Source organism: Trabulsiella odontotermitis, assembly GCF_030053895.1.
GTDB classification, from domain to species: Bacteria; Pseudomonadota; Gammaproteobacteria; order Enterobacterales; family Enterobacteriaceae; genus Trabulsiella; species Trabulsiella odontotermitis_C.
On record NZ_CP125781.1, the window covers coordinates 1,003,242 to 1,025,665 of the forward strand.

The 22,424-nt window shown below is 53.3% G+C and carries 23 protein-coding genes and 2 pseudogenes; 14 read left to right on the plus strand and 11 right to left on the minus strand.

Annotated features, from left to right (window positions below; translation table 11 throughout):
- The first annotated feature begins 178 nt into the window (after nucleotides 1-178).
- The 3 genes from QMG90_RS04905 to QMG90_RS22415 all read left to right on the plus strand — a co-directional run bounded on the left by QMG90_RS04905 (nucleotide 179) and on the right by QMG90_RS22415 (nucleotide 3,502).
- Complete coding sequence (locus QMG90_RS04905) at nucleotides 179-1,666, plus strand: tryptophan halogenase family protein (RefSeq protein ID WP_283282834.1); 1,488 nt, start codon at nucleotides 179-181, stop codon at nucleotides 1,664-1,666.
- A 688-nt stretch (nucleotides 1,667-2,354) separates the two neighbouring features.
- Nucleotides 2,355-3,335, plus strand: coding sequence for an IS5-like element ISKpn26 family transposase (locus QMG90_RS04910; protein ID WP_000019473.1), 981 nt, complete (start codon nucleotides 2,355-2,357; stop codon nucleotides 3,333-3,335).
- A complete protein-coding gene (locus QMG90_RS22415; RefSeq protein ID WP_346733133.1) occupies nucleotides 3,317-3,502 on the plus strand; it encodes a hypothetical protein in 186 nt (61 codons plus the stop codon). Before QMG90_RS04910 ends, QMG90_RS22415 begins: the two co-directional genes overlap by 19 nt.
- A 215-nt stretch (nucleotides 3,503-3,717) precedes the next feature.
- Here the strand turns inward: QMG90_RS22415 and QMG90_RS04915 are convergent, their stop codons facing one another.
- The 6 genes and pseudogenes from QMG90_RS04915 to QMG90_RS04940 all read right to left on the minus strand — a co-directional run bounded on the left by QMG90_RS04915 (nucleotide 3,718) and on the right by QMG90_RS04940 (nucleotide 6,849).
- The gene (locus tag QMG90_RS04915; RefSeq protein WP_283282835.1) at nucleotides 3,718-4,194 is read right to left on the minus strand and encodes a hypothetical protein; all 477 of its coding nucleotides are present in this window, start codon (nucleotides 4,192-4,194) and stop codon (nucleotides 3,718-3,720) included.
- On the minus strand, nucleotides 4,191-4,613 hold the full coding sequence (locus tag QMG90_RS04920; protein ID WP_283282836.1) for a hypothetical protein: 423 nt from the start codon (nucleotides 4,611-4,613) through the stop codon (nucleotides 4,191-4,193). The genes QMG90_RS04915 and QMG90_RS04920 overlap by 4 nt, the downstream gene beginning before the upstream one ends.
- Nucleotides 4,614-4,764: 151 nt before the next feature.
- A pseudogene (locus QMG90_RS04925) lies at nucleotides 4,765-5,475 on the minus strand (VENN motif pre-toxin domain-containing protein); the annotation flags it as partial.
- A pseudogene (locus QMG90_RS04930) lies at nucleotides 5,466-6,104 on the minus strand (ShlB/FhaC/HecB family hemolysin secretion/activation protein); the annotation flags it as partial. The pseudogenes QMG90_RS04925 and QMG90_RS04930, both read right to left, overlap by 10 nt.
- On the minus strand, nucleotides 6,037-6,312 hold the full coding sequence (locus QMG90_RS04935) for a hypothetical protein (RefSeq protein WP_283282837.1): 276 nt from the start codon (nucleotides 6,310-6,312) through the stop codon (nucleotides 6,037-6,039). The pseudogene QMG90_RS04930 and the gene QMG90_RS04935, both read right to left, overlap by 68 nt.
- Nucleotides 6,313-6,597: 285 nt before the next feature.
- Entirely contained in the window at nucleotides 6,598-6,849 is a 252-nt protein-coding gene (locus tag QMG90_RS04940) for a DUF4282 domain-containing protein (RefSeq protein ID WP_283282838.1), read from the minus strand.
- Between the two features lie 234 nt (nucleotides 6,850-7,083).
- Here QMG90_RS04940 and QMG90_RS04945 point away from each other — a divergent pair, with 234 nt between their 5' ends.
- The gene (locus QMG90_RS04945; protein WP_283282839.1) at nucleotides 7,084-7,671 is read left to right on the plus strand and encodes a hypothetical protein; all 588 of its coding nucleotides are present in this window, start codon (nucleotides 7,084-7,086) and stop codon (nucleotides 7,669-7,671) included.
- Nucleotides 7,672-7,684: 13 nt separating this feature from the next.
- Complete coding sequence (locus QMG90_RS04950; RefSeq protein ID WP_283282840.1) at nucleotides 7,685-8,182, plus strand: 2-thiouracil desulfurase family protein; 498 nt, start codon at nucleotides 7,685-7,687, stop codon at nucleotides 8,180-8,182.
- 37 nt (nucleotides 8,183-8,219) lie between these two features.
- Here the strand turns inward: QMG90_RS04950 and QMG90_RS04955 are convergent, their stop codons facing one another.
- From QMG90_RS04955 to QMG90_RS04965, 3 genes are read right to left on the minus strand one after another with little or no spacing between them, the layout of a single operon-like run.
- Entirely contained in the window at nucleotides 8,220-8,885 is a 666-nt protein-coding gene (locus QMG90_RS04955) for a DUF799 domain-containing protein (RefSeq protein ID WP_283282841.1), read from the minus strand.
- Between the two features lie 10 nt (nucleotides 8,886-8,895).
- Complete coding sequence (locus tag QMG90_RS04960; protein WP_283283886.1) at nucleotides 8,896-9,240, minus strand: DUF4810 domain-containing protein; 345 nt, start codon at nucleotides 9,238-9,240, stop codon at nucleotides 8,896-8,898.
- Between the two features lie 12 nt (nucleotides 9,241-9,252).
- Nucleotides 9,253-9,930, minus strand: coding sequence for a CsgG/HfaB family protein (locus tag QMG90_RS04965; RefSeq protein WP_283283887.1), 678 nt, complete (start codon nucleotides 9,928-9,930; stop codon nucleotides 9,253-9,255).
- Nucleotides 9,931-10,372: 442 nt separating this feature from the next.
- Here QMG90_RS04965 and QMG90_RS04970 point away from each other — a divergent pair, with 442 nt between their 5' ends.
- From QMG90_RS04970 to QMG90_RS04980, 3 genes are all read left to right on the plus strand, one after another.
- Nucleotides 10,373-11,383, plus strand: a complete 1,011-nt coding sequence (locus tag QMG90_RS04970) for a LacI family DNA-binding transcriptional regulator (RefSeq protein ID WP_283282842.1) — start codon at nucleotides 10,373-10,375, stop codon at nucleotides 11,381-11,383.
- Between the two features lie 76 nt (nucleotides 11,384-11,459).
- The gene (locus QMG90_RS04975; protein WP_283282843.1) at nucleotides 11,460-12,524 is read left to right on the plus strand and encodes a mandelate racemase/muconate lactonizing enzyme family protein; all 1,065 of its coding nucleotides are present in this window, start codon (nucleotides 11,460-11,462) and stop codon (nucleotides 12,522-12,524) included.
- Between the two features lie 13 nt (nucleotides 12,525-12,537).
- Nucleotides 12,538-13,761: an MFS transporter gene (locus QMG90_RS04980; RefSeq protein ID WP_283282844.1), complete on the plus strand. Its 1,224-nt coding sequence runs from the start codon at nucleotides 12,538-12,540 to the stop codon at nucleotides 13,759-13,761.
- Between the two features lie 53 nt (nucleotides 13,762-13,814).
- Here the strand turns inward: QMG90_RS04980 and QMG90_RS04985 are convergent, their stop codons facing one another.
- Together QMG90_RS04985 and QMG90_RS04990 are read right to left on the minus strand one after the other, a co-directional pair.
- Nucleotides 13,815-14,603, minus strand: a complete 789-nt coding sequence (locus QMG90_RS04985) for a DeoR/GlpR family DNA-binding transcription regulator (RefSeq protein WP_283282845.1) — start codon at nucleotides 14,601-14,603, stop codon at nucleotides 13,815-13,817.
- 39 nt (nucleotides 14,604-14,642) lie between these two features.
- Nucleotides 14,643-15,539 (minus strand): sugar kinase, encoded by an 897-nt coding sequence (locus QMG90_RS04990; protein WP_283282846.1) that lies wholly within the window; start codon nucleotides 15,537-15,539, stop codon nucleotides 14,643-14,645.
- 171 nt (nucleotides 15,540-15,710) lie between these two features.
- Here QMG90_RS04990 and yihU point away from each other — a divergent pair, with 171 nt between their 5' ends.
- From yihU to QMG90_RS05020, 6 genes are all read left to right on the plus strand, one after another.
- On the plus strand, nucleotides 15,711-16,601 hold the full coding sequence (gene yihU, locus QMG90_RS04995; protein WP_283282847.1) for a sulfolactaldehyde 3-reductase: 891 nt from the start codon (nucleotides 15,711-15,713) through the stop codon (nucleotides 16,599-16,601).
- A 25-nt stretch (nucleotides 16,602-16,626) separates the two neighbouring features.
- Nucleotides 16,627-17,514, plus strand: a complete 888-nt coding sequence (locus tag QMG90_RS05000) for an aldolase (protein ID WP_283282848.1) — start codon at nucleotides 16,627-16,629, stop codon at nucleotides 17,512-17,514.
- Nucleotides 17,515-17,547: 33 nt separating this feature from the next.
- The gene (locus QMG90_RS05005) at nucleotides 17,548-18,564 is read left to right on the plus strand and encodes a zinc-dependent alcohol dehydrogenase (RefSeq protein WP_283282849.1); all 1,017 of its coding nucleotides are present in this window, start codon (nucleotides 17,548-17,550) and stop codon (nucleotides 18,562-18,564) included.
- A 59-nt stretch (nucleotides 18,565-18,623) separates the two neighbouring features.
- A complete protein-coding gene (locus QMG90_RS05010) occupies nucleotides 18,624-20,051 on the plus strand; it encodes an MFS transporter (RefSeq protein WP_283282850.1) in 1,428 nt (475 codons plus the stop codon).
- Nucleotides 20,052-20,117: 66 nt separating this feature from the next.
- Nucleotides 20,118-21,464, plus strand: a complete 1,347-nt coding sequence (locus QMG90_RS05015) for an MFS transporter (protein ID WP_283282851.1) — start codon at nucleotides 20,118-20,120, stop codon at nucleotides 21,462-21,464.
- Nucleotides 21,461-22,342, plus strand: a complete 882-nt coding sequence (locus QMG90_RS05020) for an aldose epimerase family protein (protein ID WP_283282852.1) — start codon at nucleotides 21,461-21,463, stop codon at nucleotides 22,340-22,342. The genes QMG90_RS05015 and QMG90_RS05020 overlap by 4 nt, the downstream gene beginning before the upstream one ends.
- Nucleotides 22,343-22,424 lie beyond the last annotated feature (82 nt).

Here is a 22,424-nt window from a genome sequence, read left to right on the forward strand (position 1 = left end):
TTACATTTTCAAAGCAAAAATCAATAAAATCATAACGATACAAAGTGCTGGTGCAGAGTAATTACTTAGATTAATTCACAATGGAGCGTCCGAAAACCACTGCGCGTATTTTAACAATTCTCCAGGTGATAAGTTATAGTCGGGAAAATTATTTCGACTGTTTTTTCATGGAGGCGTTATGCTGAGTTTAAAAGGGATTAAGCGAGTTGTTGTTCTCGGTGGCGGGACTGCGGGTTGGTATACAGCGTTAACATTACGGAAATTATTCAGCGCTAACGTGGAAATCCGTGTCGTGGAGTCCACGGAAATCGGGATTGTTGGTGTTGGGGAAGGTGGTCTGTTGAATTTCCAGGCTGCGTTACATTCCGTTGATATTGATTTCAATGAGTTTGTACGTGAAACCAATGCGACCTTTAAATGGGGCTTCTGCTACGAAGGCTGGCGTACCGGTGAGAGGGACGATAAATATTACCATCCTTTCGCATCGGCCTCCGGATCGGCGTCAAAATGGGAAACGATGGGGCATTACCCGTTATTCTCCGCCATGATCAATAACAGCATTCCGCTGACCTCATACCTCAAAGGGTTTGATCTGATTGTCAATAATGCCAGTCAGGAAGAGGCTAGAAACGCGCTAAATAACCAGGCTGTAGATATTATTAACTCCTTCCATTTTGATAGCTACAAGATCGCCAAATACCTTAAAAAGGTGGCGCTGTCGCGCGGCATCATTCATCAGGATGTGATTGTTGAACATGTTGAAACGAACGAGAAAGGCCATGTCACGGCATTAATCACCCAGGAACAAGAGAAGATCGAGCTGGATTTCCTGGTGGATGCGACCGGGCTGGCGCGCAAGGTCATAGGCAAAGTGGTGCCCAGCGAGTGGTACTCGTTTAAGGAACATCTGTTGCTGGATCGCGCATTACCGTTCTATATGCCGCATCCGCTGAAAAATCCCTACCTGGTGAGTCGCGCTATCGCAATGAAGTCAGGCTGGATGTGGCAGATCCCGCTGATCGACAGGGTAGGGGCGGGCTATGTGTATAGCAGCAAACATATTTCTGACGATGATGCGTTGCAGGAAATTAAAGACTATCTGGGCTATGACGTAACGCCACAGCAGAACGTGATCAAGTTTGAGCCGGGTTGCTACCGTCAGGTTTGGGTGGGTAACGTGCTGACTGTCGGTCTGGCATCCGGTTTCGTTGAGCCGCTGGAAGCGACCTCGATCGGCCAGATGATTGAAGTGGTACGTAATTTCACCCGCGTGCTGGTCGCCAGTCAGGGTGTGGTTTCTGATAACGCGATTCGCGAGTTTAACGAATCTAACTTTGCATCGTGGATGGAGATCCTGGATTTCCTGCGCATGCACTATGACTGCCCGCGCCGGGATACCGAATTCTGGCAGGACGTCGCCACAACCCCGCTGACCGAGAACTATCGCGCATTTAAAGAGTGTATGCAGGTTCGCGCCCCGCGTTTGCTCGATGTTGAAAGCTACATGCTCTATGGCCGCCGCGGTATGTTCCACGTGGTGAACTGGATGTTCGTCGCTGCAGGTCTGGGTCTGATCCCGCCAGGTGCCGTGGTTAACGATCTGATGGCTATCGCACCAGAGAAGAAACAAGAGGTGGTGGATTTCCTGAATTCACTTAACCGGTAAAAGGAGGAGTCGCTGCGACGGGGGTTGTGGCGACTTTTTTCGTTAACCGCGCAACCTCTGACTACCTGAGCCAGTGGATTATTCTCAACCATCTTTTATCGTCTGATAATAGAATTTCTCCCCACAGAACCCGATTGAATGATAATTCAGCATAAAGGTCATCTTTGCCCGTTGAGTTACCAACTTGATATTCCAGAATATCAAGTTATCAATAAGCTCAGCCAGTCATCAAAATCAGCATTTTCATATAGATATCCAGAATCCGGAGTCGGGAGATCGACAGTGCCTAAACTTACCGCTCTTAGTACCACCACCTTTCAGTGGAACACCATTCTCATCAAGAACCCTGGCAGTGCTATTAAATAAATGATTGGTATCAATAATTTAGGAAGTTTGCAGCCCAAGCCGCTTTTCTTCTTCCTCGCTGAGTGAGTTATTCTCCACAACAACTCTTTCCGACGTGGGTTTATGTGGCCAACCAGGTTTTTAATTATACTTTCAGTGGGTTATATTCGTTTTTGTCTGGTTCATTTCCGGTGTGACAACTTTTTGCCCCGACGCGCCTTTCTCTCCTGAACACGCTACCGCCCCGGTGAAGATCACCAGGTCTGCTGCCCTAGGGAAGGTGCGAACAAGTTCCTGATATGAGATCATCATATTCATCCGGAGCGCATCCCAGAGGGACATCATGAGCCATCAACTCACCTTCGCCGATAGTGAATTCAGCACTAAGCGCCGTCAGACCCGAAAAGAGATTTTCCTCTCCCGCATGGAGCAGATTCTGCCATGGCAAAACATGGTGGAAGTCATCGAGCCGTTTTATCCCAAGGCGGGCAATGGCCGACGGCCCTATCCGCTGGAGACCATGCTGCGTATTCACTGCATGCAGCATTGGTACAACCTGAGCGACGGTGCCATGGAAGATGCCCTGTACGAAATCGCCTCCATGCGCCTGTTTGCCCGATTATCCCTGGATAGCGCCCTGCCGGATCGCACCACCATCATGAATTTCCGCCACCTGCTCGAGCAGCATCAACTGGCCCGTCAATTGTTCAAGACCATCAATCGCTGGCTGGCCGAAGCAGGCGTCATGATGACCCAAGGCACTTTGGTGGATGCCACCATCATTGAGGCACCCAGCTCTACCAAGAACAAAGAGCAGCAACGCGATCCGGAGATGCATCAGACCAAGAAAGGCAATCAGTGGCACTTTGGCATGAAGGCCCACATTGGTGTCGATGCCAAGAGTGGCCTGACCCACAGCCTAGTCACCACCGCGGCCAACGAGCATGACCTCAATCAGCTGGGTAATCTGCTTCATGGAGAGGAGCAATTTGTCTCAGCCGATGCCGGCTACCAAGGAGCGCCACAGCGCGAGGAGCTGGCCGAGGTGGATGTGGACTGGCTGATCGCCGAGCGTCCCGGCAAGGTAAAAACCTTGAAGCAGCATCCGCGCAAGAACAAAACGGCCATCAACATCGAATACATGAAAGCCAGCATCCGTGCCAGGGTGGAGCACCCGTTTCGCATCATCAAGCGGCAGTTCGGCTTCGTGAAAGCCAGATACAAAGGGCTGCTGAAAAACGATAACCAACTGGCGATGTTATTCACCCTGGCCAACCTGTTTCGGGTGGACCAAATGATACGTCAGTGGGAGAGATCTCAGTAAAAACCGGAAATAACGCCAGAAATGGTGGAAAAAATAGCCTAAATAGGCTGATTCGATGTGTTTGCGGGAAAAAAATCGGCCCAGATCCGCGAAATTTTAATCAGCGAGTCAGCTTGGGAAGAAATGACCTGCTTATTCGCACCTTCCCTAGAATCATCTCAGCATGACGTTATAATGCCACGCCCCCGCCTCATAAGCGTCTGTCAGTGGCTAATTAAATGATCAAGGGTAGAGGCGAGGGAGCGAATTTTGAGGTAAGAAGCAGGCCATTAAAAAATAGCCTGCCGGAGCGGATTCAAGATTTCTGGTTAAGAAGGCTATCGATCCTTGGAATAAAAAAGCCTCTATAATAGCCAGAGGCCATTTTAAAGATGTATATTACTTATCGTTCCTTTCGGATCAAAGAATCATACTCCCCAAACTCTGGGAATATATCATAATTCCCAGCCACATCTGAGTAAGTTTCACTCCTCTCCGATGTATTATTCGAGATATTATCCTCTATAATTATAGTATGTCCATCTTCTTTAAAATGGTACGTTGTCCCATTGATAACCAAGTCAGTATCACCGTCAAACTCTCTATAAACAGCCATCGATAGAAACAATGTTCCGACATTCAGTATCTGAAAATTATAAAGAAGATATTCTCTTAAATGCTCATCAAGAAAACTTACACTTACCCACCCACTATTCCTCATTATATTAATAAAACACGATGGTGTAGAATCAGAGCCAATGAGCACTGTATAAGAGTCACCAGCCTCATGTTTTTTAAGGGCTTTTTTCTCCACCCATAAGTTAATTGGCTCCTTATATCCAATTGACCATGTTTTGCAATAATAAACGTTCTGACTCATTTATACACCTTACCATTTGTATCACGAATCACCACACCGGATTTCCTGGCTGTATCAATTATTGATTGTGGGATAGGTTTAACCTGTGGAGGGATTTCTAGTATATTTTTCCCTTTCAGTAAGCTACCGCCAAGATCACCGCTAGAGGGAACATTTGCAACTGTAACTCCAGCCGGATACTTGTTCACAGCTTCCCGAATGTAATTGGTCGCCGTAGCCTCTGTAATATCTGCAAATTGTGTGAACTTACGCGACACTATCTCACCTGTTGCCGGGTTATACGAATCTACACGATAATAGCCGTTTCCGTTGGGTTTGTTTACATACAGTTCATTATACGGATAATTTTTAGACTGTTCTGCGTTAAACTTATTACCGGCCTGAACATTCTGCAACCAACCGGGTTTCGCAGAATTCATCGCTGTAACCTCAGCTTTTGCTGCTGCAATCTCTGCTGCATTCTTACCGACAGTAAGGATCCCTGCCTGATTCAGGCAAAGTATTGCAGCTGATTGACACCCTGCCAGCACTGCTGTGCTGCTGCGGCCAGTTCAGGCGTCGCAGCAGCATATTATCAATCCCCATGCCATGACCGATAAGGTTCGCCAGCTCTGGCGCAGATGCCCTGGCCAGTGCCCCGGCGATATTCCCGCCGGCCAGCCCCTGCAGTGCCGCTGTGGCTGCCTGAATACCACGCTGCAAATCACTACCGGTACCATAGTTCTGCATGGCAGTCCGGCCTGCCTGGTCTGCGATTTCCTGTGTGGTCGGACTGCTGTTACCTTCCTCCAGTAGCTTGTCTTTCGCCGCCGTCAGCGCTGCCGGGTCTTTCATTGCTTTCGCTTTAGCAATCTCTCCCTGCGTCCTCGCAATATCCATGGCCTGACTGCCAATCTCGCCAATCAGCTGAATTTCCTGCAGGCGGTTCTGTTCTTTCTCCTTGTCAAATATCGGGCTGATGCTGCCGTTGGCATGTTCCGTGTCGCGGCTCAGGTCTGCCACATCCTGTTTCTGGTTGTCCTTGTCACGGATGATGATGGTACCGTCGCTTACCGCTGCCTGTGTGGTACCTTCTGCATGACCGCTGTTACCACCTCCAGCCAGCAGGGTGTTTGCCATGTTTCCGGCGAACTCCTTACCGATATTGCCGCCTGTACTGAAGCCAGCGCCCTGGTGCTCAGTTTTGTAGTCAGCTTCGTTGTGAATGTCGCCGAAACCCAGCGTGTCGGTATCCAGCCGGTTTTTATCTGCCGGACCGGTGGAGGCTATCACGCTGCCATCACGCTGATTTGCCCCATCCACGGCAGGGTAAACAGCGAATAATTCAGCTCATTTCGCAGATAACCGCCATTGTTGCCGGAGAGATACTGTTCTTTAAATCCACGAACAGAGCTTTCTCCACCCAGAGTGAGTTGTTCAGCTCCGTATAGCCGGTCCGGTGACCACTGAAAGTAAACGCTGCTGAGCCACCAGAGATCGGTCGCGACGGGTCTCTGGAAGCTGCCGTTGAGGCTCCACTTGCGGAACTCCGCTTTCGGCACATCGCCATATTTGTCGTGATCGTCCTCCGCCCCCAGCCACGGTACGCCGTGGGTAAAAGACGGGTTGAGGGTCGCCACACCGCCGAGCACTTTTTGCGTGTGGTTGATACCGAGCATCACGCTGGAGAGCTTGCGGCTGCTGGAGCCCAGCAGCACGTCATCGAGATAATTGCGACTGATGCGGTGCGTGATGCCGGTCGTGAGTCCCGTTTTGATATCGCCATTGCGGAATACCACCCATGAGCCGGTAAGCCGGTGGGTTTCGCTGTCGCCAGTTGAGCGCCATGGCCAGCCGTTGTTATCAATGGTGTTGAGGTAATTGCTCCAGCTGTAGCTGTAGTCGAGCAGACCGTAGCCATACGGCAGGCGCTGACGGGCGGGGCAGCGGCGTGCTGCGATCCAGTTCATCACGCTGACGCTGGTTCTGCTCAAGCAACTGTTGTTGCTGCTGTTGAATAGTATCGCGGTCAGCCGGAGACAGCGGCGCTGCTGTGGTGCGCACGCACGCTACCGCCAGAATGGCGATACAGAAGAGGCGCGTGACGACGGAATATCCGTGTACTGGCTTCCTGCCCATTTCGTATCCTTAAGCGGAAATTAATTTGAGAAGTGAGCGCAACGGTAAAGTAAGGGGTATATTTTGTAAATGGTCTCAGTAACTATATGAATATATTTAAGGAAAATTAATTTTCTTTAACGTACGTCAGGATTTTTAGCGGAAAATTGGAGATAAGTCGGCAGGGGAAATTGGTGTTTATTTCTTTTTTACTGCGGTGAATTATTATTGGTTATCAATATTACAATGTAAATATAATAAAATAGCATTTACCTGTGAGTTACACAGATAAATGCCAGTACATTATTACTGTGCCGCTTTATCAGAATTTTCCGCGATACGACGCAGATATTCATTATTTTTAAATGCGATCATTATCAGTTCGAACATTACCCGGCAGCCGATCAGGCCAAAGATAATGGCAACGATCCCCCGAAGCAGTTCACCGCCAATCATAGTGAAAACGCCGCCCACCACGATCAGAACCATAAACAGCCAGTATAAAAATACCATCAGTTTCGGTGTCAACAGGTAATCAAAACCCAGAATTTGTTTCATTTTCTTATCCTTAGAAAAAAGAGATGTGCCAGCGCAGAGCGGCATTCGAACTATAAAATAGCTTTTTCAGAATGTAAATATGTGTGACTGTTTGGTACCAGGCAGGCTAACATCGCTTTTTATGTGGGTATTTTGGCATTTTTGCCAGAATGGCAATGGCATAATAAGTAAAAATAAGAATATTTCTTTCGACAGGCCACGATCCTGAATTAGAGCAGGCAGAACGGAGTGACTATGAGCGATAGTTTTACCATCATTGTCCCTGAACGCGTGATGATCCCTGAAGAAGAGGCGCGTGCACTGGGCAAACGAATGCTTTCCTGGTTGCGAGAAAAAACGTGGGTGGGAAACCCGCTTCCGGGCTGTATTCTGACCCGGGAGCTGGGATACCGGCTCACCAAAAATGCGGCAGAGATTATTACGCCTGAGGATTTACCCCTCTTTACCTGGGTTGCCGACCACTGCGATCAGCAGGTCTATGGCTATCTGGCCATTAAAGTCGCTGACGAGTTAAAAGTGGTGCATCACAGCGGGCAGGGCGGGATAGCCTCGGCGATCTGCCCGGCCTGCGGCCAGGACATCGGCGAGCAATATTACGATCTCATTGAAAGCTGGTGGAATGCCGAAGGAAATGATGACGTCATCTGTCCCGCGTGTCAGCAAGCGTCACCCCTTCCGGCGTTCATGTCAGATCCTGTCTGGGGATTCAGCAATTTGAGTTTCCAGTTCTGGAATATCAACGCCCGCTTCAGTGAAAATTTTCTCGCGGCTTTTGCGAAAGAGCTTGGCGAACCGGTGCGCTTAGTGACCGGCAAAGTATAAGGAAAGCGGCGGGTTGAAAGAGAAAATACTGATAAGCGCCTGTCTGATGGGATTTCCGGTGCGCTACAACCAGAGTGACAAACCGTTACGTTCAGCATTGCTTGAGCGGTGGCAACAGGAAGAGAGGCTGATCGTTCACTGTCCGGAACTCGCCGCTGGGCTGGAAACGCCGCGGCTGCCCGCCGAGCTGACGGGCGGGCAGGGGGCGGATGCTCTGGCAGGGGGGGCGAAAATTCGCGAGGTGGACGGTAGTGACGTTACCCCCCATTATCTGCTGGCGGCCTGGCTGGCGCTGAAAACCGCACAGGAAAACCACTGCCGTTTTGCGATCATGACCGACGGCAGCCCGACCTGCGGCAGCAGCCGCATCTACGATGGTACTTTCCAGGGTAAAACGATCGCGGGCGAAGGTGTCGCGGCGGCGCTGCTGCGTCAGCATGGCATTGAGGTTTTTGCGGAACATCAGATGGCTGCGCTGGCGCAACGGCTTGTCGAGGTTGAGTCGGTGTGAATAAGACCGTCGAAAGTCGACGGTCCTGGAAAAAAGATTACAGTGCGGTCTGCCCGTATTTCGGTGAGCGTGGACCATATAACAAAGCACCGTCAGCCCCGGCGCTAAACATACGCACACTGGTGACCTGAGCGATGTCATGCGCTTTCTCTGTTGCTGAGTTGGCAATCTGCGTCACTGCTGCCGTTAACAACATTCCCAACAGCCCGCCGTTGTTATTACTCTGGCCTTCATTGGTGGAGGCTGTCGCGCCGCCTGTCCACAATTCCTTGCCTGAGCGTAAATCCACTAAACGTGCCGTTGCCGTTACGCGTGTATCGCTATTCACAACCTGATAGGAAGTACCATAATCTGTGATAGTGATATACATCACCGCATCAGCACCAAAAATATCGTGCAGTTTTTTCAATGGGATAGCGCTGATATCATCCGGATTGGTCGCGCCATTTTGTTTAAACGTCTCTTCCACGACGGCGACCGGGAACACATAGTAACCAGACTCAGCCAGTGGCATGGTGACGCTACTCAGGAAGCTGTGGCTGGCGTTGACTTCTGGTGACTGATTTCTCGGCGGAAGGACCAGAATGCTGCGCGGCTTGCTTTCTTTGAACGCGGAATAGTCCGTCGGTTGTTTATTATTGGTGGCGCAACCCGTTAATATCAGTGCAAACGCAAGGGTGAAGAATGCGAATAATCCTTTCATTTTGTGTCCCTTATTTTTTTGCTGTCAGGAAATTAATATAAGAAGCCGATTCCGGGTACTGCGTTTTTTCGGCATTAAATTCGGCCATCGCCAGGTCTGCGTTACCGGTGTTGCTGTAGAGCATTCCCAGTTGCGCATGAACACCAGGGGGAACAGGCTTGTTGCTTGAACGGGACATTTCAATCAACTTCTGTAATGAGGCGATTTGTTCCTGGGCGCTGCTTTCATTGGTGTAATAGTGATAAACCGAGTCCTCATAACCATCCCACGTATACAGCTTTTGCGGTGCGTGATTTGCGCAACCTGCAAGCAGTAATACTGCTGCGCCAGCAGCGATCCTGTTTAAATATGCCATCATCCTTTCCTTTTAATTTGTATTTGACGGATTCCAGCTACCGTTCTCAATACCGGCAACCAGATTGTTTACGGCTTCACGAATGGCAAGATCCAGTACTTTGCCGTTCAGCGTGGAGTCATAGCTGGCGGTCCCGCCGAAACCAAGAATTTCACGATTAGACAGCTCGTATTCACCCGCGCCTTGTGAAGAAAAAACCACTTCTGATGTTTTAACATTGACGACATTCAGAGCGACTTTCGCATAAGCCACCTGCGATTTGCCGCGACCCAGAATGCCAAACAGCGCCCTGTCACCGGTCTCTTTACGACCGAATTCCGTCACATCACCGGTGATCACAAAGGTCGCGCCTTTTAATTGCTGGCTCTTACCGCTGATGTCTGCTTCAGCTTTGATCTCCTCCATATTCATGCGATCCAGTACATTAAAACGGCCAGTTTGCTGTAAGTGAGTAATCAAAATAGTTTTCGACTGATTACCTAACCGGTCGACACCATCAGAAAATATGCCATTCATATAACTTGAACGGTTATCGAATTTCCCGACGGATATCGGGCTGCGTGGACCCTGCCAGGCCGTCTGGTAAGTGGCGACTTTCGCGACTTCGACAGAACGAGAAGATTCTTTCGCGCAGCCGGTGAGGAATAAAGCGCTAAGACAGAGCGAACTTACGATTATTTTTCTGGCAATCATCATTTAATTTCCTTTAAGTATTGAATAGCGCAAAGCGCCATTCCTTATAAAACGCACCACATTTCCCACCGGGAAATGGTGTGAACAAATTCAATATGGAAAAACATAAAACAAAGGCGCTGCGCTGCCAGGAAGAGAACGCACGGTCGGAGAGGCTGGGGAAACGAGATGACTCGCAGCAAACGATCCGTGTATTGACCCTGGCGTAGTGCCTGTGTCTTATCCTTCAGCCAAAAATCGTAGGAAAATGAAGTACAACGATAAGGTAAAAGATAATTTTTGTAAATGACCCTATAAAAAATGCGTGAAGCAGTGATGCATTTCGCTACCGCCGATCCTGTCGATCTTCTCCTTACCATTCCCCGATCTGCGATCAAAATCACAGACGCTTTTTCGTTGCACTGTATATTTAGGTAATCGATTACCTAAAATGCAAATCATGAAAAAGAAACTGCTAATTAAAGATGTCGCGAACATGGCCGGTGTATCGACAGCAACGATTTCCCGCTTTCTGAACGGGAAATATCAGTCTATGAGTGAAAGTACCCGCCAGAAGATTGCCAGTACGATTGAGAGTATTGGTTATCAGCCAAATAATATTGCCCGGTCATTACGCAGCCAGGAAAGTAAAACTATTGCCGTTATTATGGCGGATATTTTTAACCCGTACTCGATGGATGTCTTGCGGGGTATAGAGGAATATTGCTCGCAGGAAGGGTACAAGATTTTTATTTGCGATGCGAAAAACTCCGGGGCCAGAGAACGTAACTATATCGAAGAGATGGTCAACCGCGGCGTTGATGGGTTTATTCTCAACACTACCGGCGAGAATGATCTATTTGTTAAGGGAATTTCCTTAGAACACCCCGTCGTATTGATCGGCAGAAAGATTAAAAACAGCAACATCAGCAGTGTCGCGGCAGATAACGCGCAGGGCGTTAAACTCGCCCTTGAACACCTGTTGAAAACAAATTGCCGGCGTGTCAGTTATTTAACGCCAGCACCAGGGAATGTTTCACCCCGTATTGAAAGAGTCGACACGTTCGGACGTTTTGCCGCGTTAAGCGCGTATTCACATATTGCCTTTGAATGCGTCAAATTTGATGTGATCGATCGCGAGCATGTCATGAACACATTGGAAACGTTGACCGCCCGTTCTTCGCAAAACCACACCATTATTACCGGGAACGGGTTGCTGTCACTGCATGTGGTGCAGGCGGCGAAAGCGCTGAATAAGCGGATCCCGGAGGATTTCTCCTTGATCGGTTTTGATGAAACCGAATGGTCAGAGATCCTCAAAAACCCGCTGACTGTCGTGGCGCAACCGACCTATGACATTGGCTGTACCGCCGCGAAAGAAATAATCACTACGCTCAGAAAAGAAAATGAGAGCAATGCAGCACGGATCACTCTCTTGCCATTTTCACTGATTGTCAGGGAAACCGCCTGACGGACGAGAGGATATTATGAGAATTAAATCCATCAATACCAGGGTAATTACAGACGAGCTGCCAGAGAAATTTGGCATGTCACAATGGTTCTGGAATAAACGAGCAATTTGTATCGTTGAAGTGGAAACCGACGAAGGCATTACCGGCTGGGGCGAATGTTTTGGTCCGGCACAGGCGAATGCCGCGTTGATTAACGAACTGTTTGCGCCGTTACTGAAAGGCAAAAACCCGCTGCAGCGTCGGGTGATATGGGAAGAGATGTACAACCGGACGCGGGAATTTGGCAGGAAAGGCATTGCCATTACTGCGCTGTCGGGCATTGATATCGCGCTGTGGGATATTTTTGGCAAAGCTACCGGCAAGCCGATTGCCGAATTGTTGGGCGCGGATCTCGAAACGCCAATTACAGCCTACGCATCCAGCTTTTATTACTCGCCGACAGATGATTTCCGGCAAATCGATATCGACGCCAGAAATGGGCTGGATGAAGGCTATCAACATTTCAAAATGAAAGTCGACGCCCTGACGCTGGCGGAAGATATTAAGCGCGTGGCACGCGTGCGTGAACTGATTGGCCCTGACGCCACGCTCGCCGTGGACGCTAACCGCGCCTATACCACTCATGAAGCGCTGAAATTCGCCCAGGCAATTGAACAATACGACATTAGCTGGTTCGAAGAACCCATTTTACCGGACGACACGGCAGCCTATCACCAGCTTAAGCAGCAGTTCCCGATGAAACTCGCCGCCGGGGAATCGGAGTTCACCCGCTTTGGTTTCCGTCGTTTCCTCGAAGCCGACTGCGTGGACATCGCCCAGCCGGATGTCGCCGCCTGCGGCGGTATCAGCGAAATCCTCAACATCGCCGCGCTTTCTACCGCTTATGGCGTTGAGTGTTATCCGCATCAGTGGGGCTCGGGCATCTCGCTGGCAGCCACGCTGCACGTAATGGCGTCGCTTCCGGCGGCGGTACCGCGGATGGCGAAAGAGCCAGCACGGCTGGAGCTCGATCGCGCGCCCAATATCTTCCGCGACAAGTTAACCGATCTGGATATCGGCCCGGTGATGACGGTGCCGCATAAACCCGGACTGGGCATTGAGGTCGATCCTGACATGCTTGACCATTACGCGCTGAAATAAAAGGTAGAGAAAAATGTTTAAATCGAAATGGTTCAGAATTGGCGTCACGCTGATGGTGGGGCTGTTTGTTGCCTACCTTGATCGTTCAAACCTCTCTATCGCGCTGCCCGGCATGGAGAAAGAGCTCGGCATTGATGGTGCGGCGACAAAAAGTCTGGCGCTGACCGGTTTTCTGATTGGTTATGCGCTGGCGAACTTCTTTGGCGGCTTCCTGGCGAACCGCCTGAATCCTAAAATCACCATCGTCACCATGGTGTTCCTGTGGTCGGTCGTCCAGATTATGACGGCGTGGATCACCTCGGCAGCGCTGCTGATTGCGTTCCGCATCATTCTGGGGATTGCCGAAGGGATTTACTGGCCGCAACAATTCCGTTTCGCCAGAGCCTGGTTTAATAAAGATGAGATTACCCGCGGCACCAACCTGATCCAGTTTTACGGTCAGTTCCTGGCGCTGAGCCTGGGCTTTATCATCCTGACGCCGATCTTCGATCACCTCGGCTGGAAATGGGTGTTCTACATTACCGGCGGCATGGGTGTCTTTATTGTGGTGCCGATGTTCCTCGCGTTCCTGAAAAACAGCCCGGACAAGGCTTCTGCACCGGATGAACCGGTGGCAGAGCCGGAACCTGCTGGCGGCAAAATCAGCTTCAGCGATCTCGGCGGCGCCCCGTTCCTGCTGCTGGTGTTCAGCTATTTTGCGAACGGCATGCTGTTCTGGGGGATCACGCTGTTTATCCCGATGGCCGTGCTGTCACTGGGTTTCAGCGGGTTTTCACAGGGCGCGGCGAGTGCGTTACCGTATTTCTTAGCGATTCTGCTGGCGATCCCGGTATCGTGGTACAGCGACAGAACGCAAAAACGCGGTCTCATTGCCGCCTGCGGGCTTGGTTCGGCGGGGCTGTTTTTAATCGCGCTGCCGTTCATCGACAGTCCATTCGGTAAACTGGCGCTGATTACCTTAGCTATCGCCTGGTTTACCAGCTGCTACACCACCAATATCTGGTCGATTATTACTTCCAGCGTGAAGAAATCAGCGGTAGGGCCGGCAGCCGGGGTGATTAACGGCGTGGGCGCGGGGCTCGGGGGAACGACGGCCGGGTTTGTGGTGCAGTATCTGCAATCCTGGAGCGGTTCGTATGTGCCAGGTTTTACGGTACTTGGCGTTGTCGCTATCCTCGGTGGGCTCAGCGTTTACACCTACAGCCGGATCATGGCGGCGCGTCCGGTCAGCGCATAATCACCGGAACGCAACGCGGCAGCCATGGCATCACGGCTGCCGTTTTTTTATCTTCAGGACTCATCCGGTTCAGCAACAATCACCTCGATTTTTTCCTGCTCCAGCAATTGACTGAATGCCGCTGGCGGACGCGCATCGGTGATAAAGGCTTTGACCTTGCGCGCGTTGCCAATGGAAACCGCCGCTGAGGCCTGGAACTTGGTGTGATCGGCTACCAGCAATGTATGACGCGCGTTGGCGATCATCGTTTTCGCAATGGTGGCTTCGTTGACGTCAAATTCCAGTAACGTTCCGTCGCTCTCAATTGCACCGATACTGGTGATCAGATAGTCGGCACGGAAATCCTCAATAAAATTTACTGCCGCCGGACCGACAATGCCGCCGTTATGGGCGCGCAATGTGCCGCCAGGCACCATCACTTCCAGATCCGGATTCTTATAAAGGATCTGCGCAACCCGCAGGCTGTTGGTGATGATGCGCATGTCATGCCGTGACAGCAGCGCTCTGGCGACGGCTTCGACGGTCGTGCCGATGGTGATGAAAACAGTACAACGTTCAGGAAGGCAATCGACAACCGCTTCCGCCATCGCGCGCTTTTCCTGCGTCAATGACAGCTCGCGTTGTTCGAACGCGATATTCATTACGCTGGAAACACGTCCTGCGCCACCGTGATGCCGGGTAATCAGTCCCTGTTCACTGAGCTTGCGGATATCCCGACGCACGGTTTGCGTCGAAACCTCCAGCAGTTGCGCCAGATCCTCAATGTTCATATAGCCACGTTCAGTAATGTAATGAACGAGCTGATCGTGTCGAGGATTCCCGGTCAGTTCGGTAATACTCATGCGCTCTCCTGTAGTCTTCCGTAAAAGGACGTGCTTATTTTACCTGTAAAGTGACAAAAATGACTCTGTTTGATCACGATTAGGAATGCCTGCGCGTCCGCCGGGTTGCGTACACTTCAGCGCCGCCACTGCCGATGAGAACCGAACAGCCTGTTCCAGCGGCATTTTTTCTGCTAATGCCAGCGCCATCGCGCCGTGAAAGACATCCCCCGCGCCGGTGGTGTCAACAACATTGACAGAAAAGGAGGGCAGATGACAGAAATGATCACCGTTCAGCCACAGCGTTCCTTCCTGGCCTTGCGTCACGCACACTGTTCCATCGGTCTGCTGCGCGGCTCGCGCCAGGCCTGGACGCGGCTCCTTATTTCCGCTCATACGCGCCAGACCTGGCGTTGAGAAGACGGCGTAATCGGCCAGAGCGACCAGTGGGGTCATGTCCTGCGGCGTGACGTCGGCATCCAGCAGCGTGGGTACGCTCGCCTTGCGCGCCAGCGTAAATGCCCGCGCGGTACCGTCATGCCAGCGTACATCCGCCAGCACCATGTCGTAACAGGAAAAATCAATGTCCTCCAGCCAGTCTGCGTTCTGCGGCAAATCGGGGCTGGGGTAGTTGACAATAATGCGTTCCCCTTGCTGGTCAACCAGAATGGCGGACTGCGACGAGCGTGCGCCAGGAAATACACGACAGTAGCGCGTGTTCACGCCCCACTGCGCCAGCTCAAGCCGTAACGTCTGACCACAGCTGTCATCCCCTACGCGGCCAATAAAATCCACCTCCGCACCGAGCCGGGCGATAGCCACCGCCGCCGTCGCTGCCGGGCCACCGCCGGTCTCCAGGTATTCATTCGCCTGATATTTGCCACCTTCTGTGGGCAGGCTGGCAAGGCTGTAGATCCTGTCCTGCACGGCGATGCCAACACATGCAATTCTGGTCATCTCTGTTAACTCCCTTAGTTTTTTGTTTGTTAATGCTCATTTTAATGACACAAATGATCAGATTGGTGATGAATGTCATGTTTTTAACCAGAAATTACAAATATGCTCAAAAACAGACGAGAGTGATTCCTTATTTGTGACTTTTTTACCACTCATTAGCAGGAGAGCGTTATGACAACGATCGCGTTTCTTGGGCTGGGTCAGATGGGAAGCCCCATGGCCAGTAATTTACTGGCGAAAGGCCATCAGTTGCGGGTGTTCGACCTGAACCCGGACGCGGTGCGTCAGCTGGTAGATAACGGCGCAACAGCGGCACATACGCCCGCAGAAGCGGCAAAGGGGGCGGAATTCATTATCACCATGCTGCCGAACGGCGACATCGTGCGCCAGGTACTGACCGGCGCTGATGGTGTTTGCGATACCGCCTCACCACAGTCGCTGGTGATCGACATGTCCACCATCCACCCGTTGCAAACGGACGCGCTCATTGCAGAGCTGCACGACCGTGGCATCGCCATGATGGACGCGCCGGTGGGGCGCACCTCGGATAACGCCAAAGATGGCACCCTGCTGATTCTGGCGGGCGGTACGGCAGAGCAGGTTGAACGAGCTCGCCTGGTGTTGATGTGCATGGGGTCGGAGCTGGTGGAAGCAGGCGGGCCGGGCATGGGGATCCGCGTGAAGCTGATTAACAACTATATGAGCATCGCGCTCAACGCACTCTCTGCCGAAGCGGCAGTGCTGTGCGAATCGCTGGGGCTGTCGCTCGACGTCGCCATCAGGGTGATGAGCGGTACCGCCGCAGGGAAGGGGCACTTCACCACCACCTGGCCGGGCAAAGTGCTGAAGGGCGATCTCTCCCCGGCGTTTATGGTTGATCTGGCGCTCAAAGATTTGCGCATCGCGGTGGACGTTGCGCAACAGACAGGCGCGCCGCTCGGCATGGGGAAAGTCGCCGAACTTTATTATCGTTCCGCCAGCGAAGACGGGCGTGGCCGTCAGGACTGGAGCGCGCTGCTGTCGCAGGTTCGCCACCTGGCGGGGCGCACGGACGTACAGTAATTTTTAGTCTACAACGGGAGTAAATATGTCTAACCAGAAGAGTCCTTACAGCCTGAACGATATCGCCCGACCGGGTGGCGGTTTTGCCATGCTGGCGGTGGATCAGCGTGAAGCCATGCGCCTGATGTTCCAGGCCGCAGGCCAGCCGACGCCAGTTGCCGACAGCGTACTGACTGAATTTAAAGTGGCGGCGACCCGTATTCTGTCGCCGTGGGCCTCAGCCGTGCTGGCGGACAAACAGTTTTGTCTTGATGAGATTGTCGCCCAGGGCGCAGTGGCTGAAACCTGCGGGCTGATCGTTGCGGCTGACCGTTTCCTGCCGGGCAACGGCATTCCGGTGGATAGCGTCGACATCGACATGGACATCGATCCGCATGCCGCGCGGGCAATGGGTGCAAAAGCCATGAAACTGCTGGTGCTGTGGCGTCAGGATGAACCGGCGGAGCAGCGCCTGGCGATGGTCGATACCTTCGTTGAACGCTGCCGGAGCGCCGGGCTGGTCAGCATTATTGAGCCGGTGGTGCGTCCGCCACGTCGGGGTGCCGCGTTTGATCGGGAAGCGGCCATTATTGCGGCAGCGGCGGAACTGGGCGACACCGGGGCCGATCTCTATAAAGCCGAGATGCCGTTGGGCGGTAAAGGTGAGGCGAGCACTTTGCTGGCGGCCTGCCAGAAGTTGAACGATCGCATGAAAATGCCGTGGGTCATTCTCTCGTCCGGCGTGGAGGCTGACATTTTTGGCCGCGCGGTGCGTATTGCGATGCAAGGCGGTGCTTCCGGTTTCCTCGCCGGTCGCGCGGTATGGGCGTCGGTTATCGGTGCGCAGGATCCACAAACAATGCTTCGCGATGTTTCCGTGCCGCGCCTGCAGCGTCTGGCAGAAATCGTTGATGAAGGTATGGCTCAGCGCTAATCCTCGCGATGTCAGCGCTCCTGGAGAATAACCATGGATAAAATTACGCAAGTGCTCTTTTCCGACATCGGGAAGGTCACGACTCAGTATATTGAACAACCGCATCAGGCGCTTAAGCCGAACGAAGTGCGCATCGCGCCTGTGTTTTATGGCATCTGCGGTTCCGATCTTCACGTCCTGAAAGGCGGACATCCTTTCGCTAAACCGCCCGTTGTGCCAGGGCATGAAATCGCTGCACGGGTGCTGGAAGTGGGCAACGCCGTCAGTAATGTCAGGCCGGGCGACCATGTGGTGGTTGACCCGATCATGGCCTGTATGGAATGCCGGGCCTGCAAAGCCGGGCGCTTTAACCTCTGCGAGCCGCCGCAGGTTGCCGGATTCCGCGCGCCGGGGTTTGCCCGCTCACAACACATCGTCCCGGCGCGTAACTGCCATGTCGCACCGCCATCCTTACCCCTGAAGGTGCTGGCGTTTGCTGAACCTGCCGCCTGTGCGCGCCACTGCGTCAACCGGATGCCGGACGCCGCGCGGGAAGATGTGCTGGTGATTGGCGCAGGCACCATCGGGCTGTCGATTGTGCAGGCACTGCGCATTATGGGCGCCGGACGTATAACGGTCATTGAGCCGGACAGCGCCAAACGTGCGCTGGCGCTGAAACTGGGCGCGGCGGCGGTCTGGGCACCAGGCGAACTGGATGCCGATGCCCGCTTCACCGGCGTTATCGACGTCGTTGCCGCGCAGGCCACACTGAATGAAGCCTGCACCCGCGTTTACGCTGGCGGCACGGTGGTGTGCATGGGCGTCCCAAGCGGCCCGCGTGAAATTCCGCTGCCGATGATGCAGCGTTTCGAACGTGATCTGCTCAACTCCGGCATGTACGTTCCGGCGGATTTCGACGCAGTGATCGAATGGCTGGCCGACGGACGTTTCGATACTCGCGAGCTGGTGACCGATCTTTTCCCGGTCAGCGAAGCCGAAAGCGCCTTTGCGCGTGCGCAGCAAAATGACTCAATAAAAGTCATGCTGCAGTTTGAAGACATTGATTTTTGACCTCTGCGGGCACCGCCTCGCGCGGTGCCGCCCTACAATTTTTGCAACAGGAGGCTGCGATGAGTCACATCACCAGTCCAGTGTCTTACCCGGTCAGCAGACCGCAGGATGTTATTGATATCGTCAATAAAAATAACGCGGTAAATGCCAACATCTGGATCATTTTTATCGCCCTTGGCGGGATCCTGATCGACGCTTATCAGGCGGCGATGGTGGGGTTTGGCAATAAATATATCGCCGCGCAGTTCGGCATTTCGCCGGGCCTTGCCGCAACGGTCAACGCCTCAGTGCTGGTGGCCGCGCTTATCGGCGGGCTGCTGGCAAACCGGGTGATTAACCGCTTTGGTCAGCGTCGCGCATTTCTCATCGGCATGGCGCTCTGTACGCTGGGCGCCGCGCTGGTGGCGGTCGCGCCGAATATCTGGTGGGTGCTGGTGTGCCGCGTCATTATGGGCTTTGGTCTGGGGATCGATTTCCCGCTGGCGACGAACGCGGTGGCGGAATTACGTGGCTCCACATCGAAGAAAACCGGCACCTCGGTTAACCTCTGGCAGATGGCCTGGTATGTCTCCACGACGGTGGTCTATCTGGTGCTGCTGCCCCTGCTGTTTGCGGGGGTAGCCGAAGAACAGCTGTGGCGTTACGGCATCTTTGTCGGGGCCATCTTCGCAGTCATCTTTATGGTGCTGCGCTATGTCTTTATCGGCGAATCGGCGATGTGGGCGGCGCGTGTCGGGCGCTATGAAGAGGCTTGTGCCATTCTGCAAAAACGGTATGGCGTGCAGGCGCGAGTGGTGGCGGAGTCCATCGTCGATGTAGCGCAGAAACCGGAAACTAAAATCCGTGGCGGTTATGGCATTCTCTTTAATAATCGCTACCGTAAACGCACCATTCTGGGCTGCGTGGTCGCCACCATGCAGGCGTGGCAATACAACGCGGTTGGGGTTTATTTGCCGTTAACGCTGGCAGGCATTCTCAGCGGTGGGCTGGCGGGCGCGCTGTCGGGATCGGCGGTGGTGAACGCGCTGTGCGGGATCACCGGCGGGCTTATCGGTTCGTTAATCCTTCAGCGTTTTGGTACCCGTTTACAGTCCATGTATGGCTTCGCCTTTGTCACCCTGGCTTTGCTGGCGCTGGGCTCGCTGGCGACGACCAACCCGTGGCTGTCGCTCGGGCTGCTGGGCGCGATTATTTTCTTCCATTCTGCAGGGCCGGGCGGGCTGGGCATGACCATCTCCACACTCTCTTATCCGCCATCTATTCGCCCGACCGGCGTCGGTTTCGCGCGAGCTATTATGCGTACCGGGGCGATCGCCGGGTTGATTTTCTGGCCCATGCTGTGGGGAAGCCTGAATACCGATGCCTTCTACTGGCTGGCGCTGGTGCCGTTCATCGGGTTCATCACCTGCGTGCTGATTAAATGGGAACCGCTGGGCGCCAATGTCGATGCGGAGGACGCCCAGGTACTCGCTGAGCTGGAAAAATAATAATAAGGCGCGCTGGCAGGTACCAGCGCGCCTCGTCTGCTTCTCGCCGACACGGAGGAGAATACGATGTCTGAAATAACCCACAGCGGGCTGAGCGGTAAAGCGATGCGACGCGTCGTGATGGGCAGCTTTGCCGGCGCGCTACTGGAGTGGTACGACTTTTTTATCTTCGGTACGGCTGCCGGTCTGGTGTTTGCCCCGCTCTTTTTTCCCGACAGTGACCCCTGGATTGGGTTGATAGCTGCCTTTGCCACCTTCGGCGTGGGGTTTCTGACGCGTCCGCTGGGCGGCATCGTTTTCGGCCATTTCGGCGATAAAGTCGGGCGAAAAATGACCCTCATCTGGACGCTCGGTATCGTTGGCGTCTCGACCTTTCTGATTGGCTTCATCCCGACCTATAAAGAGATTGGCGTCTGGGCGCCGTTGACGCTGATGTTGCTGCGCCTGATCCAGGGTTTTGGCCTCGGCGGTGAATACGGCGGCGCGGCATTAATGACCATTGAATCAGCGCCAGAATCGAAGCGTGGTTTTCTTGGCTCGCTGCCGCAGACCGCAGCTTCAGCGGGGATCATGCTGGCAACCGGTGTGTTTGCGCTTTGTAACCACTTCATGACCCAGGAGCAGTTCCTTTCCTGGGGCTGGCGCATTCCGTTCTGGCTGTCATCGGTGATGCTGGCGGTGGGAATGTTTATTCGCCTGCATACGGAAGAGACGCTCGATTTCCAGAAACAGCGTAAACCAGCAACGAAGGAGAAATCCCGCCTGCCGCTGTTCGAGCTGTTTCGCCATCACCCGCGCAACATTTTGCTGGCGCTGGGTGCGCGGCTGGCGGAAAGCGTGTCATCAAATATCATCAATGCGTTCGGCATTGTCTATATTTCCAGCCAACTGGCGTTGTCGCGCGATATCCCGTTGACCGGGATGCTGATCGCCTCCGCCATCGGTATTCTGTGTTGCCCGCTAATGGGGTGGATTTCAGACCGCGTCGGCCAGCGAAAAATCTACCTGCTGGGCGCCGGGTTCTGCGTTCTGTTCGCGTTTCCATTCTTTCTGCTACTCGGCACCAAAAGCACACTGATTATCTGGTGCAGCATGATTATCGGTTACAACCTCGGGCCGACGATGATGTTCGCCGTGCAGCCGACGCTGTTTACCCGCATGTTCGGCACCCATGTGCGCTACACCGGACTGTCATTTGCCTACCAGTTTTCCGCGATTCTCGGCGGAATGAGTCCGCTGATTGCCTCCAGTCTGCTGGCCCTGGGCGATGGCGAGCCGTGGTATGTCGCGCTGTTCCTGTTCCTTATCTCGGTGTTGTCGTTTGTTTGTGTCTGGCTCATTACGCCGCACCAGACGCCGGATCACGCCGGGCAGGATAAACCGCTTTCGCATCACCAGGGAACCTCACTATGAACAAAGACTTTTCGACCGATCACCGGCTGGCGCTGCTGCGTGCATTTGACGCCCCTTGGCCAGGCCCGCAGGGTGACATCATCGTTCTTCAGCAAGGCCATCTGACGCTGCACGTCAATGCACAGGATGGCGCGCGCATCACATCGCTCCAGGCGTTTGGCATGGAGGTGTTGCGTCAGTGGCATTCGGAGCGACGCGCTTTCCAGTATGGCTGTTTTCCGATGGTGCCGTGGGCCGGGCGGCTCGGTAACGCCACGCTGGTTTTCGGCGGACATGCGTATCCATTACCGGCCAATAAACCACCGCATGCGCTGCACGGTATGGCCTGCTATACCGCCTGGGAAGTGGTGGAGCGAAGCCCCAGCCGGGTAACGCTGCGTATGACGCTCGGGCATCCGTGGCCGTGGGCGGGCGACGTGCTATACACTATCTCGCTGGATAACGACGCCGTTTGTCTGCGGCTGGTGATCCGCTCCGCGCAGGGGCGTTTTCCAGCGTCTGCGGGCTGGCACCCGTGGTTTAATAAAATCGTTGGCGGTGAAGCGTTGCAGATTGAATTTTCGCCGGACTGGCTGGAGGAGCCGGGTGACAACGAATTGCCAACCGGCAGGCGGATCCCACCTCGCCCGGGGCCATGGGACGATGCGTTCGGTTTCCATCAGGGCGTGGATGTTATGCTGCGCTGGCCCGGACGTCTGCAGATGCATATGACTTCGCCGGCACACAGCCTGGTGGTGTTTGATAAGCAACCAGATGCGGCCTGCGTGAATCCGCTGACGCAGGCACCCGATGGTATCAACCGTGATCCTGACTGCGTGACGCCCGATGCGCCGCTGGTTCTGGAAACCCGCTGGCTGTTTGCAACAGATCCGCAGTAAGAAAAAAGATGAAAATTTAAATCAGAATGAATGCTGAGATCGGATTATTTACCATCTTTTATGAATAATCCGTTTTTATTAT

Bases quoted from the DNA above. Each gene is read 5' to 3' on its own strand.
- QMG90_RS04905 (WP_283282834.1), top strand. From the start codon at position 179: ATGCTGAGTTTAAAAGGGATTAAGCGAGTTGTTGTTCTCGGTGGCGGG.
- QMG90_RS04910 (WP_000019473.1), top strand. From the start codon at position 2,355: ATGAGCCATCAACTCACCTTCGCCGATAGTGAATTCAGCACTAAGCGC.
- QMG90_RS04915 (WP_283282835.1), bottom strand. From the start codon at position 4,194: ATGAGTCAGAACGTTTATTATTGCAAAACATGGTCAATTGGATATAAG.
- QMG90_RS04920 (WP_283282836.1), bottom strand. From the start codon at position 4,613: ATGAATTCTGCGAAACCCGGTTGGTTGCAGAATGTTCAGGCCGGTAAT.
- QMG90_RS04935 (WP_283282837.1), bottom strand. From the start codon at position 6,312: ATGGGCAGGAAGCCAGTACACGGATATTCCGTCGTCACGCGCCTCTTC.
- QMG90_RS04940 (WP_283282838.1), bottom strand. From the start codon at position 6,849: ATGAAACAAATTCTGGGTTTTGATTACCTGTTGACACCGAAACTGATG.
- QMG90_RS04945 (WP_283282839.1), top strand. From the start codon at position 7,084: ATGAGCGATAGTTTTACCATCATTGTCCCTGAACGCGTGATGATCCCT.
- QMG90_RS04955 (WP_283282841.1), bottom strand. From the start codon at position 8,885: ATGAAAGGATTATTCGCATTCTTCACCCTTGCGTTTGCACTGATATTA.
- QMG90_RS04960 (WP_283283886.1), bottom strand. From the start codon at position 9,240: ATGGCATATTTAAACAGGATCGCTGCTGGCGCAGCAGTATTACTGCTT.
- QMG90_RS04970 (WP_283282842.1), top strand. From the start codon at position 10,373: ATGAAAAAGAAACTGCTAATTAAAGATGTCGCGAACATGGCCGGTGTA.
- QMG90_RS04975 (WP_283282843.1), top strand. From the start codon at position 11,460: ATGTCACAATGGTTCTGGAATAAACGAGCAATTTGTATCGTTGAAGTG.
- QMG90_RS04980 (WP_283282844.1), top strand. From the start codon at position 12,538: ATGTTTAAATCGAAATGGTTCAGAATTGGCGTCACGCTGATGGTGGGG.
- QMG90_RS04985 (WP_283282845.1), bottom strand. From the start codon at position 14,603: ATGAGTATTACCGAACTGACCGGGAATCCTCGACACGATCAGCTCGTT.
- QMG90_RS04990 (WP_283282846.1), bottom strand. From the start codon at position 15,539: ATGACCAGAATTGCATGTGTTGGCATCGCCGTGCAGGACAGGATCTAC.
- yihU (WP_283282847.1), top strand. From the start codon at position 15,711: ATGACAACGATCGCGTTTCTTGGGCTGGGTCAGATGGGAAGCCCCATG.
- QMG90_RS05000 (WP_283282848.1), top strand. From the start codon at position 16,627: ATGTCTAACCAGAAGAGTCCTTACAGCCTGAACGATATCGCCCGACCG.
- QMG90_RS05005 (WP_283282849.1), top strand. From the start codon at position 17,548: ATGGATAAAATTACGCAAGTGCTCTTTTCCGACATCGGGAAGGTCACG.
- QMG90_RS05010 (WP_283282850.1), top strand. From the start codon at position 18,624: ATGAGTCACATCACCAGTCCAGTGTCTTACCCGGTCAGCAGACCGCAG.
- QMG90_RS05015 (WP_283282851.1), top strand. From the start codon at position 20,118: ATGTCTGAAATAACCCACAGCGGGCTGAGCGGTAAAGCGATGCGACGC.
- QMG90_RS05020 (WP_283282852.1), top strand. From the start codon at position 21,461: ATGAACAAAGACTTTTCGACCGATCACCGGCTGGCGCTGCTGCGTGCA.